The sequence below is a fragment of the Pseudoduganella aquatica genome (assembly GCF_009857595.1).
Classification (GTDB): Bacteria; Pseudomonadota; Gammaproteobacteria; order Burkholderiales; family Burkholderiaceae_D; genus Rugamonas; species Rugamonas aquatica_A.
The window spans coordinates 154,766-167,978 of sequence record NZ_WWCU01000002.1 but is presented as its reverse complement, the minus strand read 5'-3'; the positions used below and the strand labels follow the sequence as shown (position 1 = coordinate 167,978).

Here is a 13,213-nt window from a genome sequence, read left to right as displayed (position 1 = left end):
CAGGTAGCGGTGCCGCTCAGCAATCAGGCTCCACCCGGCCGCAAATAGACAGGTCAATTGCGGGAGCACGCAGATCATCGCCCAGCGGAAGCATGTCCTCCTCAAACGCCATCGCATAAGTCGCGTATCCACGCGCCTGGACGAGTGCGGCCCTCAGCTCAGCCAAAGTCGTGGGCTTCAGCTCCAAAACGCTTCGATGAATATTTCGATTCATAAGCAAACTCCTTTTCTCTTTGCGTAGCAAGAAAATAATTTCCAGCTCGCACTGCCGTCTGCCAGCTCAAACTCCACTTCAATTGCACTTCCATGATCGTACCACCAGCGCCGTCCCTCTTCCGAGACCATCAAATCAGACAGGCAAACGGCGCCAGCCAGGCTTGGTGGCAATGCTCGTGAATTTTCAACAGGCAAGGGGGCATCGAATCCAAGTTGAGGCCACACATGATAGCCGACGAACATCCGACGATTTGCCGCACTGCCTGCGGCCAAAAGCTTGACGGTAGCAAAGTCCAACATCTTCGCAGCAAGCAAACTGATCATTGCAGACCGGACCCCGACGCCCATCCGCCTGAGCTCAGGACGCACATAAATTGATTCCATCAAGAGCTGCGGCCGCCCAGCAGGACTCTCTCCGAAAAGGATGTATTCAGACGGATATTTGAATATAGCGTCATTTTTCACAGTCAACACAAAGCAATCGACGCTGCCAACGCCGCGCCGAATCAAAATATTGCTTCCATCAGGCGCACCCGTGAGCTTTGCGATTGTCACTGCATCCCATTCGAGTTGCTCACTGCCTATCGAGCTGTCCCATGTAATGGAAATGTCGGCCTGATTGAAATATCTAGCGCAAATTGGATCACGATTAGCCATTCATGAAGTCTAAGCTCCGCTTGTTGCGCGGTTTTACGATAGATCAAAGCCGCAGCAAATGTGGGACCTATGCGCCATTGATGGGCGATGCCCAAACGCTGCGCTTCGCTATTTCCCTGCGCCTGATTATTTTGTGCCAAAATTGGTTTTTCACCAACATGCCCGGGAAGACATGAACGTCAAAAACCTCGCACTGCTCCTCGCCGCATGCGCGGCCAACTCCGCCACCGCAGCCGCCCCGTTCGACCAGCAATCCGCCTTCTCCAAGCCCCAGCAGATGATCGACATCGGCGGGCGCAAATTGAATCTGCATTGCAGCGGCAGCGGGCCGGTCACCGTGGTGTTCGACTCGCCGTCCACCGACGCCGGCTGGAGCTGGGTCGGCGTGCAGCCGGAGATCGCAAAGCGCACGCGTGCCTGCGTGTATGACCGCGCGGGCCTGGGCTTTAGCGATCCGTCGCCGCGCGAGGGCGTGTCGGGCAACGCGGTGGAGGACCTGCATGCGCTGCTGGGCAAGGCGGGCATTGCGCCGCCGTATGTGATGGTGGGAAATTCGTATGGCGGCGCGAACGTGCAGCTGTACTCGTATCGCTATCCGGCTGAGGTGAAGGGGCTGGTGCTGGTGGAGCCGCAGCATGAAGACGAGACCAAACGCCTGGACGCGGCCTCGCAAGGCAAGCTGAAACAGGTTTATGCGCAGCAGAACGAGATGGAGAAGGCGTGCGCTGCGCAGGCGGAGAAAGGCTTCCAGCCGGGCAGCGATGAGCTGAAGAACTGCATCGGCGAGGTGCCGGACGGTTTCGGGCCCGAGCTGGCCAAGGCTTACCTGGGCGTGGTGTCGTCCGCCAAACACTGGCGCGCGGCGGTGTCGGAAGACTTTAATTTCGACAAAGGCGGCGACCAGTTGCGCGCGGCCCGGCGCAGCTTCGGCGACATGCCCGTGCTGGTGCTCACGCGCGGCGTGAGCCCGTTCGCGGTGCCTGGCAAGCCGCAGAGCGCCTTGAACAAGGCGTTTGAAAACGAGAACCGCAAGATGCACAAGGAAGTGGCGGCACTGTCGAAACGGGGCAGCGAGCGTGTGGTGCCGGGCGCCGGCCACATTATCCAGGCCGAAAAGCCGCAGGCGGTGGTGAAGGCGATCAACGAAGTGCTGGATAAAGTGCGCTAGGCTCACGCCTGCAACGGCGGGTTACGCGCTGTGCGCTAACCCGCCCTACGCGGATCTCCCATTGCAGTGGGAGGGGGGACTCGGTCTCCCATTACCGCGTAGGGCGGGTTAGCGGGGCGCGCCCCGCGTAACCCGCCATTATCTGCTCAGCCAGCGGAAAAGCGGTACAGCGTTTCGGTGAAGTAGGTTTCACCGGGGCGCAGGATGGTGCTGGGCCATTCGGGGTGGTTGGGCGAGTCGGGGTGGTGCTGGGGTTCGAGGCACAGGCCGGTGCGGTATTCGTAGCTGCGGCCTTTCCCTTTCAGGCTGCCGTCCAGGAAATTGCCGCTGTAGAACTGCAGGCCCGGCTCGCGGGTGTACAGTTCCAGCACGCGACCCGATTGCGGATCGCGCAGCGTAGCGGCCAGTTCCAGCTCGCCGTCCTGCCCGTTCAGCACCCAGTTGTGGTCGTAGCCTTTGCCGTTGGCCAGCTGGACGTCCTGTGCGTTGATGCGGGAACCTACCGTCTGCGCCGCGCGGAAGTCGAACGGCGTGCCGGCCACCGGCGCCAGCTCGCCCAGCGGGATCGATTTGCCGTCGATGGGCGTGTAGCGGTCGGCGTGGATCGCAAGCTCGTGTCCGAGAATGTCGCCATGCCCCGCCAGGTTGAAGTAGGCGTGCTGCGTGAGGTTGACCGGCGTGGCCTGGTCGGTCTCGGCCTTGTAGCGCACGCTCAGTTCGTTGGCGTTGTTCAGCTCATACACCACTTCCACGCGCAAGTTACCGGGGTAGCCTTGCTCGCCGTCGCGGCTCAGGTAGACGAGCTTCAGCGCGACCGAGTCCTGCGCCACCAGCGGCGTGGCATCCCACACCTGCTTGTGGAAGCCCAGCGCGCCGCCGTGCAGGTGGTTCTCGCCGTCGTTTACGTCGAGCAGCACGGTGCGTCCGTCCAGCTCGAAGCGGCCATGCTTGATGCGGTTACCGTAGCGGCCGATCAGGGCGCCGAAGTACGGCACGTCGCCGCAATACGGCGCCACGCTGTCGAAGCCGTGGGTGACGTCGGCCAGGCGACCGTCGCGGTCTGCCACATGCAGTTCGGTGATGATGCCGCCGTAGTTGGTGATCTTGACGGTCGTTCCATTACGGTTGGCCAGCGTGTAGAGCTGGACTTCCACGCCGTCCGTTGTGGCGCCGAAAGGCGCCTCGGTAATACGCAATTCCATTAAGCCTCCGATGCTTTGCCGAACACCGGCATGCCCTGGGCGTCCCAGCGCAGCGGCTTGACGTAGGTGTGGCGGTCCGGATTCCACAGCGGGTCGCCAACGATTTCGGTGTAAGTGCGCGCATGATAAACCAACTGCACTTCGCCGTCATCGCCGTATGTAAAACTGTTGTGGCCCGGGCCGTAAACTTTGCCTTCGTAGCAGGTTTGCAGTACCGGCTGCCGCAGCTTGGTCCATGCGGCCGGGTCCAGCGGGTCGGCGTTTTCGTCGGCCCACAACAGGCCCATGGCGTAGTTCTCGTCGGTGGCGCTGGCGGAGTAGCTGATGAAGATTTTGCCATTGCGCTTCAGTACCGACGGGCCTTCGTTGACCCAGAAGCCGCGGATCTCCCAGTCGAATTCCGGCTTGCTGAGCATCACGGGCGGCCCGCCCAGCTGCCACGGCGTTTTCATTGGCGCGATATACAGATTGGAATTGCCTTCGATGGCGACGTCTTTCTGCGCCCACAGGTAGTACAGCTGGCCTTTGTGGGTGAAGGTGGTGGCGTCCAGGCAGAAGGTGTCGATGCCGGTATCGACCTGGCCCATGAACTCCCACTCGCCTTCCAGCGGGTTGGCGTTCTGGTTGCGGATGGCGTACATGCGGTGCTGGAAAAGCTTGTGTTTGATCTCGCGGCTGGGCGCGGCGGCGAAGTAGACGTACCAGGCGCCATCGTTGTAGTGCAGCTCGGGCGCCCATACAAGCTCGCTCCAGGCGCCGCTGTCCGGCTTGAACCAGGCGTCCACTTTTTCGGCCGAGGCCAGGCCGGCGATGCTGGAGGCGCGGCGCAGTTCGATACGGTCGTACTGCGGCACCGAGGCGGTGAAGTAGTAGTAGCCGTCGGTGTGCTTGTAGATATAGGGATCGGCGCGTTGCTCGATCAGGGGCTTGAGTATTTCAGCCACAGGGTTCTCCAATTCTAAAAATTCAGTTTGCCACATAGCCTTGCAATTTCATCTCGGCTTTCACTTCGGTGTAGTACTGGTCGCTGATGCGGTATTTGAACATCAGCATGCCCATCAAGAAGTGGAAGAAGCCGGGAATAATCGACAGCATCAGCGCGATGCCGGTGAGCGCGAACGGGGTCTGCTCCTGGTTAGGCTGGTAGTTGAACCAGGTCAGCAGCACGCCCACCAGCACGCCGGCGATGCCCATGCCGGCTTTCTGGCACACGGAGATGCCGCCGAAGGCGAAGCCGGAGACGCGCTTGCCGGTCTTCACCTGGCCATAGTCTATGGTCTCGGCGATGGCCGACCAGAACACCGGCGCGTGCAGGTCCACCACGAAGGAAAGCAGGAAGTACAGCACGAAGGCCAGCATGATGTCGCCCGGCTTGACCAGCGCGTAGATCATCACGCTGATGACGGCCACGCCGATCTGGGTATAGCGGAACAGCTTGACCTTGCAGTAGAACTTGGTGATCCAGGTGGAGGCGATCATCGACAAGATGGCCGCACCCACGCCGATGGACATGAAGGTGGACACCACGGCGGTGTTCCCGCCCAGGTAGTACTTGGCGTAGTAGATGGCCACGGAGCCGCGCAGCACATAGCCTATGGTGCCGGTCACGCAGACGCCGCACAGTATCAGCCACTGGTCGTTGCGCAGCAGGAGCTTCAGTTGCACCCACAGCGACTGGCGTTCGACCACGTGGGTGACGCGCTCGGTGGTGGTGAAGAAGCAGAACAGGAACAGCGCCACGCCCATGGCGGCCATGACGGCCATCGCCGCCTGGTAGCCCACGGCCGGATTGCCGCTGCCCCAGCGCTCGGCCAGCACCGGCACCACGATGGTGACCAGGAAGCCGGCGATCTTGGCGAAGAACAGGCGGTAGCCGTTGGCCGACAGGCGCTCCTGCGGGTCGGCGGTCAGGCTGCTGGGCAGGGAGATGTAGGGAATGCCGACGCCCGCCGTCATCACGGTCATCAGGATGTAGGTGGAATAGGCCCACAGCAGCTTGGCGTCGTAGCCCCAGTCCGGGGTGGAGAACACGAAGAACACGCTGATGCCGTAAGGGACGGCCAGCAGCAGGAAGTATGGGCGGTAGCGCCCCCAGCGGCTGGTGAACCGGTCGGTGATCTGGCCCATCACCAGGTCGGCGGCGGCGCCGACGAACTTCACCACCAGGAACAGCATCGCCAGGTCGGCCGTGTGCAGGCCGTAGATGTCGGTGTAGAAGAAGGTGATGATCAGCATCATGGATGAGATCACCACGTTCAGGGCCATGTCGCCGGCGCCGAAGCCGATTTTTTCCAGCGTCGATAATTTTTGGGTATGCATGTCTGGTCCGATCCTCACATATCAATTGCAAAAGCCGCCGGGGCTGACTGCCTCGGCGGCTCGCGGCGGAATACGCCATCAGGCACTGCGCTGCTTACATCTTCCAGCGCAGCGACAGGCCGACGGTGCGGTCGTAGCGGCGCACGTCGCGCGGGTTGGTCGGAATGCCGTGGTAGTCGTTGTAGGTACGATCCAGCAGATTCTCCACGTCCAGCGTCACGCCCATGTTGTCGTTGATCTTGTATGACAGCGACGCATCGGCGGTCTTGATCGGATCGACGATCAGGTCCAGGCCCAGGGCGCGGTAGTTGTAGGTGTCCACGAAGCGGCTGCGCCAGTTGTAGGCCAGGCGCGCCGACCAGGGGCCGCGCTCATACAGGCCGACGATGTTGTAGGCGTTCTTGGACATGCCCTGGAAGGGGTTGCGCTTGCCGTCCTCCATCAGGTAGCCCTTCATATAGGTGTAGTTCGCCTCCAGGCCGAAGCCGCCCAGCCAGCCGGGCAGGAAGTCGTAGAACTGGCGGTAGCCCAGTTCGATGCCTTCCAGCTGGCCGTCGTTGACGTTGCGCGGACGGTCCATGCGATAGGTCTTGCCGTCGATCTGCTCCAGGCTCAGGCGGCGGATCACGTAGTCCTCGAACTTGTGCTGGAACACGGTGGCGGTCACGCTGCCGGTCGGCGCGAAGTACCATTCCAGCGCCGCGTCCATGTTCTTGCCGGTGATCGGCTTGAGGTCCGGATTGCCGCCGTTGCCGCCGTAGATGCCTTCGCCGTCCGGCGTGGTGCCCAGCGAAACGCCCGGGTTGAAGTCGCCGAAGGCCGGGCGCTGGACCGCCTTGCCGGCAGTGAAGCGGGCAATCAGGTCTTTGCGCAGGGTCGCTTTCAGGGTCATATTCGGCAGCACGTCGGTCGAGGACACGTCGCGGTTGACCGCCACCGGATTGCCGTTGATGTTGCTGAAACCGTTCACGTTCAGGTCGGTGCGCACCACGCGCACGCCGGCAGTGCCGTCGAACTGCAAGCCGAAGGCGTCGAAGCCGAAGCGGGTCTTGCCGTAGAAGGCGGTGGTGTCCTCGCCGTTGCGGAACAGCGAGTACGGATCGGGCGCGGTCCTGCCGTCGCGGCCATACATCTTGCGCAGCTGGTCGAGTTTGCCATGCAGGTAGCCGGCGCAGGCCACTTGCCACTGGTTCATGCCGTAGTCGTTGGCCAGCTGCATGGATGGGCACAGCAGGCCGGGGATCGAGGCCGGGGCAGGCAGGCCTGCCGGCGCCGGCAGGAAGTTGTTGCTCTCGTGCTGGTAGCTGGCCTTGCGCTGGGCCAGGCGCACGCCGCCGCTGAATTCGCGGAAGAAGCTCTCTTCGCCATTGTTATAGATGGCGTCGGCGCGCCAGTCGTTCGACTGGCCGCCCGCAGCCTGCCAGTTGTCGATCAGGGCGCCCATCTTGTAGTTGGCCGGGTTGGTCATGTCGTAACCCGGGTAGTTGAAGTAGGCGCCGCCGTTGACGTAGGTGCTGCCTTCGATCTTGGTCGGGCTGGCGTTCAGGTCCAGGATAGGCATTTCCTGCTTCCAGCGGCTGTTGACGCGCGAGAACTCGGTGGTCAGGCGCAGGTCCGGGGTCACGTCCCAGCGCGCACCGATGGCGCCCTGGTGGCTTTCGGAATCGTCCTGCGGAGCCTGGTTGGAGCTCAGCGAGAACAGGCCGTTCGGATTGGTCGACGTGACCGTGGCCACCTGCTTGGTGCCGGGGAAGAAGGTGTAGGTCGAATTAGGATTCCAGCCCACGCCGGCCAGGAAGAACTGGCGCTCCATGTCGTGGTCGATGCGGGTCGACCAGCCTTCCGAATACAGTTCCACGGTGCGCGACGGACGCCATTGCACGGCCCAGTTGGCCGACAGGCGCACCCGCTTGCCCAGCGCGTTCACGTGGCCCAGGTCGATCGGACCGGTGGCGGCGGGGTCGCCCGGCACCAGGTGGGCCGGCGGCGCGCTCCATGTCACTTCGTCGTGGTAGTTGCCCTTCTGGTAGGACAGCCCGAGCAGCGCGCCGACGTCGCCGAAGCCGGTCTTCCAGCGGTTCGAGACCATGCCCGACACTTGCGGGTCGTTGGTCTTGGCCTTGTCGCGGTTTTCCACGCGGCCGGCCACGTTGGCGGTGAAGCCCTTGAAGTCGAAGGGGCGCGAAGTGCGCACGTCGATCACGCCGGCGGTGCCGCCTTCGACCATGTCCGCGCTCTGGGTCTTGTACACGTCTACGCGCTGCAGCATGGTGGTCGGAATATCGGCCAGGAACAGGCTGCGGTCGCGGGCCGTGTAGATCTCGCGGCCGTTCAGCAGGGTGACCAGGCCGGGAAGCCCGCGCACGATGATGGAGCTGGCTTCGCCCGATTCGCGGCGCAGCTGCACGCCGGACACGCGGCCCAGCACTTCGGCCACGTTCTTGTCCGGGAATTTTCCGGCTTCTTCGGCCACGATGGTGTCGATCACTTCATCGGCGTTGCGCTTGATGGTTTGCGCGCTCTGGGCCGCTTTGCGCACGCCGCTCACGGTCACCACGGAGCCGTTCACGCCGTCCTGCGCGGCCGGTGCGGCTTCCTGCGCCCACACCGAAGCAGTGCTCAGCAGGCCGGCCGCCAACAGTGAGCCGACAGAAGCTTTCAAGATAAAAGTATAGGGCTTGGCCGCAATCGGGCCGATAGCGTGTTCCATAAGGTCTCCGTCTGTTTTAGTTATGAGCAAGCTCGTGAGCAATGCCGCTTAGGAAACCATCTTATGGGGTGGAGTGAATACAATCCAATCAATTTTTAACGGTTTTCGATACCGCTTTTGATATCAGGGAACGCAGGCGTACCCTTCGTGCTCGACGGCGGCGGCGGACTGGCCGCCGAGCTGGTGGTGCGCCAGGACACCAATGGCGAGCGCAGCAACCTGCTAAAACTCGCTGCAGGCCGTATCGATTTCACGCAGATGAACCGCCTGCTCTACGGCAGCATGGCGGGCGAACCGGAGTTCGCCGGACATCTGGAGGCCGAGCCCGAGCCGGGCGTGGCGCCGTTCACGCGGCGGCTGTTTGTCGGCCCGCACCGCAAGGACTTGCTGGCCAGCCTGAATGCCGCCCTGGCCGCCCTGCCCTGCGATGCGCAGTGGCGCGCCGTGGCGGCCCGCTACGGCATCGCGCTGGAGCCGTGCAAGCCGCGCTAGCGGGTCACGCCGGGTGAATCCCGGCTCACTTCCATGTCACGCTCTTGTCACTTGCTCAATGTAGAGTCGCGCCGTTATCAACTGACGGAATCACTGCAATGACAAAGAATAAGGTATTGCTGGCAGCGCTGGCTGCAGCGGGTTTGGCCGGCTGTTCCAACAACGGCGACGCGCCGCCCGCCGCTGCGGCGCCGGCCTACGCCGAAGGCACCACCGTCACGCTGGCCCTGCTGGAGACCACCGACCTGCACGCCAACGTCATGAGCTACAACTATTACTCGCTGTCCGAGGACACCTCGCTGGGCGTGGAGCGCACCTCCACGCTGGTGCAGGCGGCGCGCGCCGAGTTCCCCAACAACATCCTGCTCGACAACGGCGACACCATCCAGGGCACGCTGCTGGGCGACCTGCAGGCCGTCACCACGCCGGTGCCGTGCAGCGCCACGCTGGCCATCCACAAAGCCATGAACGCCATGAAGTTCGACGCGGGCGGCATGGGCAACCACGAATTCAACTACGGCCTGCCCTATCTGAGCCAGGTGACCAATACCGAATTCGGCGTGCCCGGCGTGAGCAAGCCGGCCGGCAACTGCGGCGCCCCCGCCTTCCCGCTGGTGCTGACCAATGTGGACGGCGTGGCCAGCGGCAAGCCTATCTTCTCGCCATACAGCCTGCTGGCGCGCGAGTTCAAGGGCACCGGCCCGGACGGCAAGCCGGTGAGCGTGAAGCTCAATATCGGCGTGATGAGCTTTGTGCCGCCGCAAATCCTGGAATGGGACCAGAAGAACCTGGCCGGCAAAGTGGCCGTCAACGGCGCGGTGGAAGCGGCGCGCAAATACGTGCCCGAGCTGCGCGGCAAAGGCGCCGACCTGGTGGTGGCGCTGTCGCACGGCGGCCTGGACTCCAGCACCTACAGCCCGAAAATGGAGAACGCCAGCTACCACCTGACCGCGCCCGGCATGGACATCGACGCGCTGATGATAGGCCACTCGCACCTGATCTTCCCGAAAGGGAAAGAGACCGGCGCCGCCGCGCTGGACCCGTCCTTCACCGCGCTGCCCGCCAGCGCCAATGTGGACGGCGTGAAGGGCTTCGTCAACGGCGTGCCCACGGTGATGGCGCAGAGCTGGGGACGCCGCCTGGGCATTATCAAGATGGACCTGGTCTACCAGGGCAACAAGTGGGTGGTCCAGCCGGGCAAGACCACGGTGGAGTCGCGCGGCTTCAAGTACACGGACGGCGTGACCAATGTGAACGCCGACCCGGCCATCGCCGCGCAAGTGGCCAGCGAGCATGCCGCCACGATCGCCTACGCCAAGCAGCCGCTGGGCGTGAGCACGGACTTCCAGATGTCGGCCTACTTCGCGCTGGCCGGCGACGTGAGCGCCATCCAGCTGGTGAACCAGGCGCAGATCGACTACGTGAAGAACTTCATCGCCACCAGCACGGACGCCACGCTGGCCGGCTACAAGTCCATTCCCGTGATCTCGTGCAGCGCGCCGTTCAAGGCCGGCCGCAACGGTCCTTCGGACTTCACCGACGTGGCGCCGGGCGCCAGCGCGGCAGCGCCGGTGGGCCTGCAGGTGCGCAATCCGGGCGACCTTTACCTGTACAGCAATAACAACCTGCAGGCGGTGAAGATCAAGGGCTCGGACCTGAAAGCCTGGCTGGAAACGGCCGCGCGCCAGTTCGGCCAGATCGACCCGGCCAGGACCGCCGAACAGGACCTGGTGCCGAGCTACGGCACCATCTACAACTACGACGTGTTCTACGCCGAGAACAATGAGCTGAAGTACCAGATCGACGTGACCAAGCCGGGCGGCAGCCGCATTGTCGGCCTGACCTACAAAGGCAAGGCCGTGGCGGACGGGGACGACTTCATCGTCGCCACCAACGACTACCGCGCGGGCGGCGGCGGCGCGGTGCCCGGCATCGACGGCAGCAAGACCATCATCAAGTCGCCGGACGCCAACCAGACCGTGGTGAGCAACTACCTGCAAGCGCTGGGCAAGAGCAGCGGCAAGGTCACGCTGGCGGCCAACGGCAGCGCGCGCAGCTGGAGCTTTGTGAAGGTGGCGACGGCCGGTCCGGTGATCCTGCGCTCGGCGCCGGGACACCTGGCGCAAGCCAGGGCCAGCGGCCTGGCGGGCGTGACGGCGGAAGGCGGCCTGGACGCCAGCGGCTTCGCCAAGTACACGGTGGACCTGAGCAAGTGAAACCCGCCATGAAAAGCACACATCTGCTGGCGGGTGCATCGGTGGTGCTGGCGGGCGCCGTGCTGGCGTGGAGCATGCACGGCGCCGCCACGCCGGCGGGGGCGGGAGCAAGCCGGTCGGCCGCTGGGCCGGATGCGCCGCCCTCCTCCGCACAGATAGAGGCGGCGGCCATGTCGGCGTCGCAGACCGGCAGTCCCGAAGCGCGCCAGCAGCTGCAACGCTGGGCGCGGCAAGGCCTGCCGGTGGCCGAGCGCGAGCTGGGCACGCTGTACCGCAAGCAGCCGGAGCGCCTGGGCGCGGCGCGCCAGCTGCTGGAGCACGCGGCGCGCGCGGGGGACGTGGAAGCGGCTTTCCAGCTCGGCGAGCTGCTGCGCGCGGGCGGTCCGGCGCAGGCCGGACAGCCCGCGCGGGCCTGGCCCTGGTATCGGCAGGCCGCCGAGGGCCGGCACGCCAAGGCGGCGCTCACGCTGGGCCAGATGGCGGCCAATGGCGAAGGCGTGCGCAAGGATGCGGCGGTGTCCGTGCAGTGGCTGGCGGTGGCCAGTGAGCTGGGCAATGCGCATGCGATGTTCTTGCTGTCCAACGCCTACCGCTACGGCGTGGGCGTGGAGCGCGACGAGCGCAAAGGCTTGAAATGGCTGGAGGAAGCGGCCGAGCATGAGTATCCGCCGGCGCTGCAAGACCTGGCGCTGGCCGTTCAAAACGACGATGCGCAGCGCGCCGGCCATTTGCTCAAGGAAGCGTCCGAGCACCGGCGCAATAACTGGAACAAGTACTGAGTCAGTTTTCCCCGCCGCCGCGCAGCTCCAGCGCGTAGGCCCGCGTGGTGGTGGACAGGCGATAGCGCGGCGGCGTGCCGCTGTGGTCCACCTGCGCCAGCGAATGCGCCACCAGTCCCGCCAGCGCATCAATCGCCTCGAACGAGGACAAACCCTGCGGCGCCAATGCCGCCACCGCCCCCTCCAGCGAAAAACCGTCCGGCAGCGTCGCCAGATGCCGCAAGGCGCAGCGCATCGGCTCGGCCAGCAAGGCATAGCTCCAGTCCAGCGCCGCGCGCATGGACTGGTGCCGCACCGGCGCGTTGCGGCGGCCACGGCGCAGCAGCCGCAGCATGTCGTCCAATCCCGCAGCGGTCTGCTCCACGCCCAGGGCGGGCACGCAGGCCGCAGCCAGTTCTATCGCCAGCGGCAACCCCTCCAGCCTTCTGCATATGGCCGCGATCTGCGCCGCCACGCGCGGCGCCGGGCAAAAGCCGCTATCGGCCGCGCGCACGCGCGCCACGAACAGCTGCACCGCGCTGTATTGCAGCAGATGCGCGCCGTCCACTACATCCGGATTCGGCACGGCCAGCGGCGGCACGCGCCACACGGTCTCGCCTGCGGCCAGCAAGGGCTGGCGGCTCGTGGCCAGCAGGCGCAGTTGCGGGCAGCGCTGCTGCAGCACTTCCACCAGCCCCGCCACCGCGTCCGCCACATGTTCGCAATTGTCCAGCACCAGCAGCATGGGCTGCTCGCCTATATAAGACGCCAGCGTGGCCGGAACATGCAAGCCGGCGCCCACACCGGCAGCGGCCCCCAGCCCCAGCGCGCACGCCACCGCTTTCGCCACGTCCTGTTCGCCGCAGCCGTCGCGCAGATCCGCCAGCTCGGCCCAGGCCACGCTGCCTGCGGCCAAAGCTGCAGTCCGATGCGCCATCGCCAGCGCCAGCTGGGTCTTGCCGATGCCTCCCGGTCCGGCCAGCGTGAGCAGGCGGCAGCGTTCCAGGCGCGCCAGCGCGTCCTGCAACTGCGCCTCGCGGCCTATCAGCTCCGCCATCGGAAAGGGCAACTGGCCGGTGCAGGGCCGTATCATGCGGCTGTCCGGCACGGCGGCGGGCACTGCGCTCAGCCGGCCAGTGAACACGTAACCGCGTCCCGCCACGGTGCCGATCAGCTCGCGGTCCTCGCCCAAGGCCTTGCGCAGCGCAGCAATCTGCACCCGCAGATTGCTGGCGTGGATGTCCTGGCCAGGCCAGGCATGCGCCAGCAGGCTATTCTGGCTCACCACGCTGCCGCGCGCGGCGATCAGCGCCATCAGCACCGCCGTCGCGCGCGGGCCGAGCGCAACGGGGCTGCCGCCCGCCGCCTGCAGTTCGCCCCGCCCCGGCAGCAGCGTATAACGGCCGAAGGCAAGGGGCTCCAAATCCTGTTCCAGCAATATATCCATGCAAAGCAGCGTAACGCCGCAGCGCACA

The 13,213-nt window shown here is 64.7% G+C and carries 12 protein-coding genes; 5 read left to right on the top strand and 7 right to left on the bottom strand.

Annotated elements, in window-relative coordinates; all coding sequences use genetic code 11:
- Positions 1–16 precede the first annotated feature (16 nt).
- Both GTP77_RS02615 and GTP77_RS02610 read right to left on the bottom strand, forming a co-directional pair.
- Positions 17–214, bottom strand: a complete 198-nt coding sequence (locus GTP77_RS02615) for a hypothetical protein (protein WP_161070612.1) — start codon at positions 212–214, stop codon at positions 17–19.
- The gene (locus GTP77_RS02610; protein ID WP_161070611.1) at positions 211–873 is read right to left on the bottom strand and encodes a GNAT family protein; all 663 of its coding nucleotides are present in this window, start codon (positions 871–873) and stop codon (positions 211–213) included. The genes GTP77_RS02615 and GTP77_RS02610 overlap by 4 nt, the downstream gene beginning before the upstream one ends.
- Before the next feature lie 2 nt (positions 874–875).
- On the opposite strand from GTP77_RS02610, the gene GTP77_RS02605 reads away from it, so the two are divergent.
- Both GTP77_RS02605 and GTP77_RS02600 read left to right on the top strand, forming a co-directional pair.
- Entirely contained in the window at positions 876–1,049 is a 174-nt protein-coding gene (locus GTP77_RS02605; RefSeq protein ID WP_161070610.1) for a hypothetical protein, read from the top strand.
- The gene (locus GTP77_RS02600) at positions 1,046–2,041 is read left to right on the top strand and encodes an alpha/beta fold hydrolase (RefSeq protein WP_161070609.1); all 996 of its coding nucleotides are present in this window, start codon (positions 1,046–1,048) and stop codon (positions 2,039–2,041) included. The genes GTP77_RS02605 and GTP77_RS02600 overlap by 4 nt, the downstream gene beginning before the upstream one ends.
- 146 nt (positions 2,042–2,187) lie before the next feature.
- On the opposite strand, the gene GTP77_RS02595 is transcribed toward GTP77_RS02600, so the two are convergent.
- From GTP77_RS02595 to GTP77_RS02580, 4 genes are all read right to left on the bottom strand, one after another.
- Positions 2,188–3,243: an aldose epimerase family protein gene (locus GTP77_RS02595; protein ID WP_161070608.1), complete on the bottom strand. Its 1,056-nt coding sequence runs from the start codon at positions 3,241–3,243 to the stop codon at positions 2,188–2,190.
- Positions 3,243–4,223, bottom strand: a complete 981-nt coding sequence (locus GTP77_RS02590) for a glycoside hydrolase family 43 protein (RefSeq protein ID WP_161070607.1) — start codon at positions 4,221–4,223, stop codon at positions 3,243–3,245. Before GTP77_RS02590 ends, GTP77_RS02595 begins: the two co-directional genes overlap by 1 nt.
- Positions 4,210–5,562 carry an MFS transporter gene (locus tag GTP77_RS02585; protein WP_161070606.1) on the bottom strand — a complete coding sequence of 451 codons (1,353 nt, stop codon included), beginning with the start codon at positions 5,560–5,562 and terminating at the stop codon, positions 4,210–4,212. Before GTP77_RS02585 ends, GTP77_RS02590 begins: the two co-directional genes overlap by 14 nt.
- A 94-nt stretch (positions 5,563–5,656) precedes the next feature.
- Positions 5,657–8,272, bottom strand: a complete 2,616-nt coding sequence (locus GTP77_RS02580; RefSeq protein WP_161070605.1) for a TonB-dependent receptor — start codon at positions 8,270–8,272, stop codon at positions 5,657–5,659.
- 117 nt (positions 8,273–8,389) lie between these two features.
- Between GTP77_RS02580 and GTP77_RS02575 the strand changes: the two genes are divergently transcribed.
- The 3 genes from GTP77_RS02575 (at position 8,390) to GTP77_RS02565 (ending at position 11,759) form a co-directional block, all read left to right on the top strand.
- Positions 8,390–8,764, top strand: a complete 375-nt coding sequence (locus GTP77_RS02575; RefSeq protein WP_161070604.1) for a hypothetical protein — start codon at positions 8,390–8,392, stop codon at positions 8,762–8,764.
- 98 nt (positions 8,765–8,862) lie between these two features.
- A complete protein-coding gene (locus tag GTP77_RS02570; RefSeq protein WP_161070603.1) occupies positions 8,863–10,980 on the top strand; it encodes a bifunctional 2',3'-cyclic-nucleotide 2'-phosphodiesterase/3'-nucleotidase in 2,118 nt (705 codons plus the stop codon).
- Positions 10,981–10,988: 8 nt separating this feature from the next.
- A complete protein-coding gene (locus GTP77_RS02565; protein WP_229202049.1) occupies positions 10,989–11,759 on the top strand; it encodes a tetratricopeptide repeat protein in 771 nt (256 codons plus the stop codon).
- Between the two features lies 1 nt (position 11,760).
- On the opposite strand, the gene GTP77_RS02560 is transcribed toward GTP77_RS02565, so the two are convergent.
- Entirely contained in the window at positions 11,761–13,185 is a 1,425-nt protein-coding gene (locus GTP77_RS02560) for an ATP-binding protein (RefSeq protein WP_223149294.1), read from the bottom strand.
- Positions 13,186–13,213: the final 28 nt, after the last annotated feature.

Bases quoted from the DNA above. Each gene is read 5' to 3' on its own strand.
- GTP77_RS02615 (WP_161070612.1), bottom strand. From the start codon at position 214: ATGAATCGAAATATTCATCGAAGCGTTTTGGAGCTGAAGCCCACGACT.
- GTP77_RS02610 (WP_161070611.1), bottom strand. From the start codon at position 873: ATGGCTAATCGTGATCCAATTTGCGCTAGATATTTCAATCAGGCCGAC.
- GTP77_RS02605 (WP_161070610.1), top strand. From the start codon at position 876: ATGAAGTCTAAGCTCCGCTTGTTGCGCGGTTTTACGATAGATCAAAGC.
- GTP77_RS02600 (WP_161070609.1), top strand. From the start codon at position 1,046: ATGAACGTCAAAAACCTCGCACTGCTCCTCGCCGCATGCGCGGCCAAC.
- GTP77_RS02595 (WP_161070608.1), bottom strand. From the start codon at position 3,243: ATGGAATTGCGTATTACCGAGGCGCCTTTCGGCGCCACAACGGACGGC.
- GTP77_RS02590 (WP_161070607.1), bottom strand. From the start codon at position 4,223: ATGTGGCAAACTGAATTTTTAGAATTGGAGAACCCTGTGGCTGAAATA.
- GTP77_RS02585 (WP_161070606.1), bottom strand. From the start codon at position 5,562: ATGCATACCCAAAAATTATCGACGCTGGAAAAAATCGGCTTCGGCGCC.
- GTP77_RS02580 (WP_161070605.1), bottom strand. From the start codon at position 8,272: ATGGAACACGCTATCGGCCCGATTGCGGCCAAGCCCTATACTTTTATC.
- GTP77_RS02570 (WP_161070603.1), top strand. From the start codon at position 8,863: ATGACAAAGAATAAGGTATTGCTGGCAGCGCTGGCTGCAGCGGGTTTG.
- GTP77_RS02565 (WP_229202049.1), top strand. From the start codon at position 10,989: ATGAAAAGCACACATCTGCTGGCGGGTGCATCGGTGGTGCTGGCGGGC.
- GTP77_RS02560 (WP_223149294.1), bottom strand. From the start codon at position 13,185: ATGGATATATTGCTGGAACAGGATTTGGAGCCCCTTGCCTTCGGCCGT.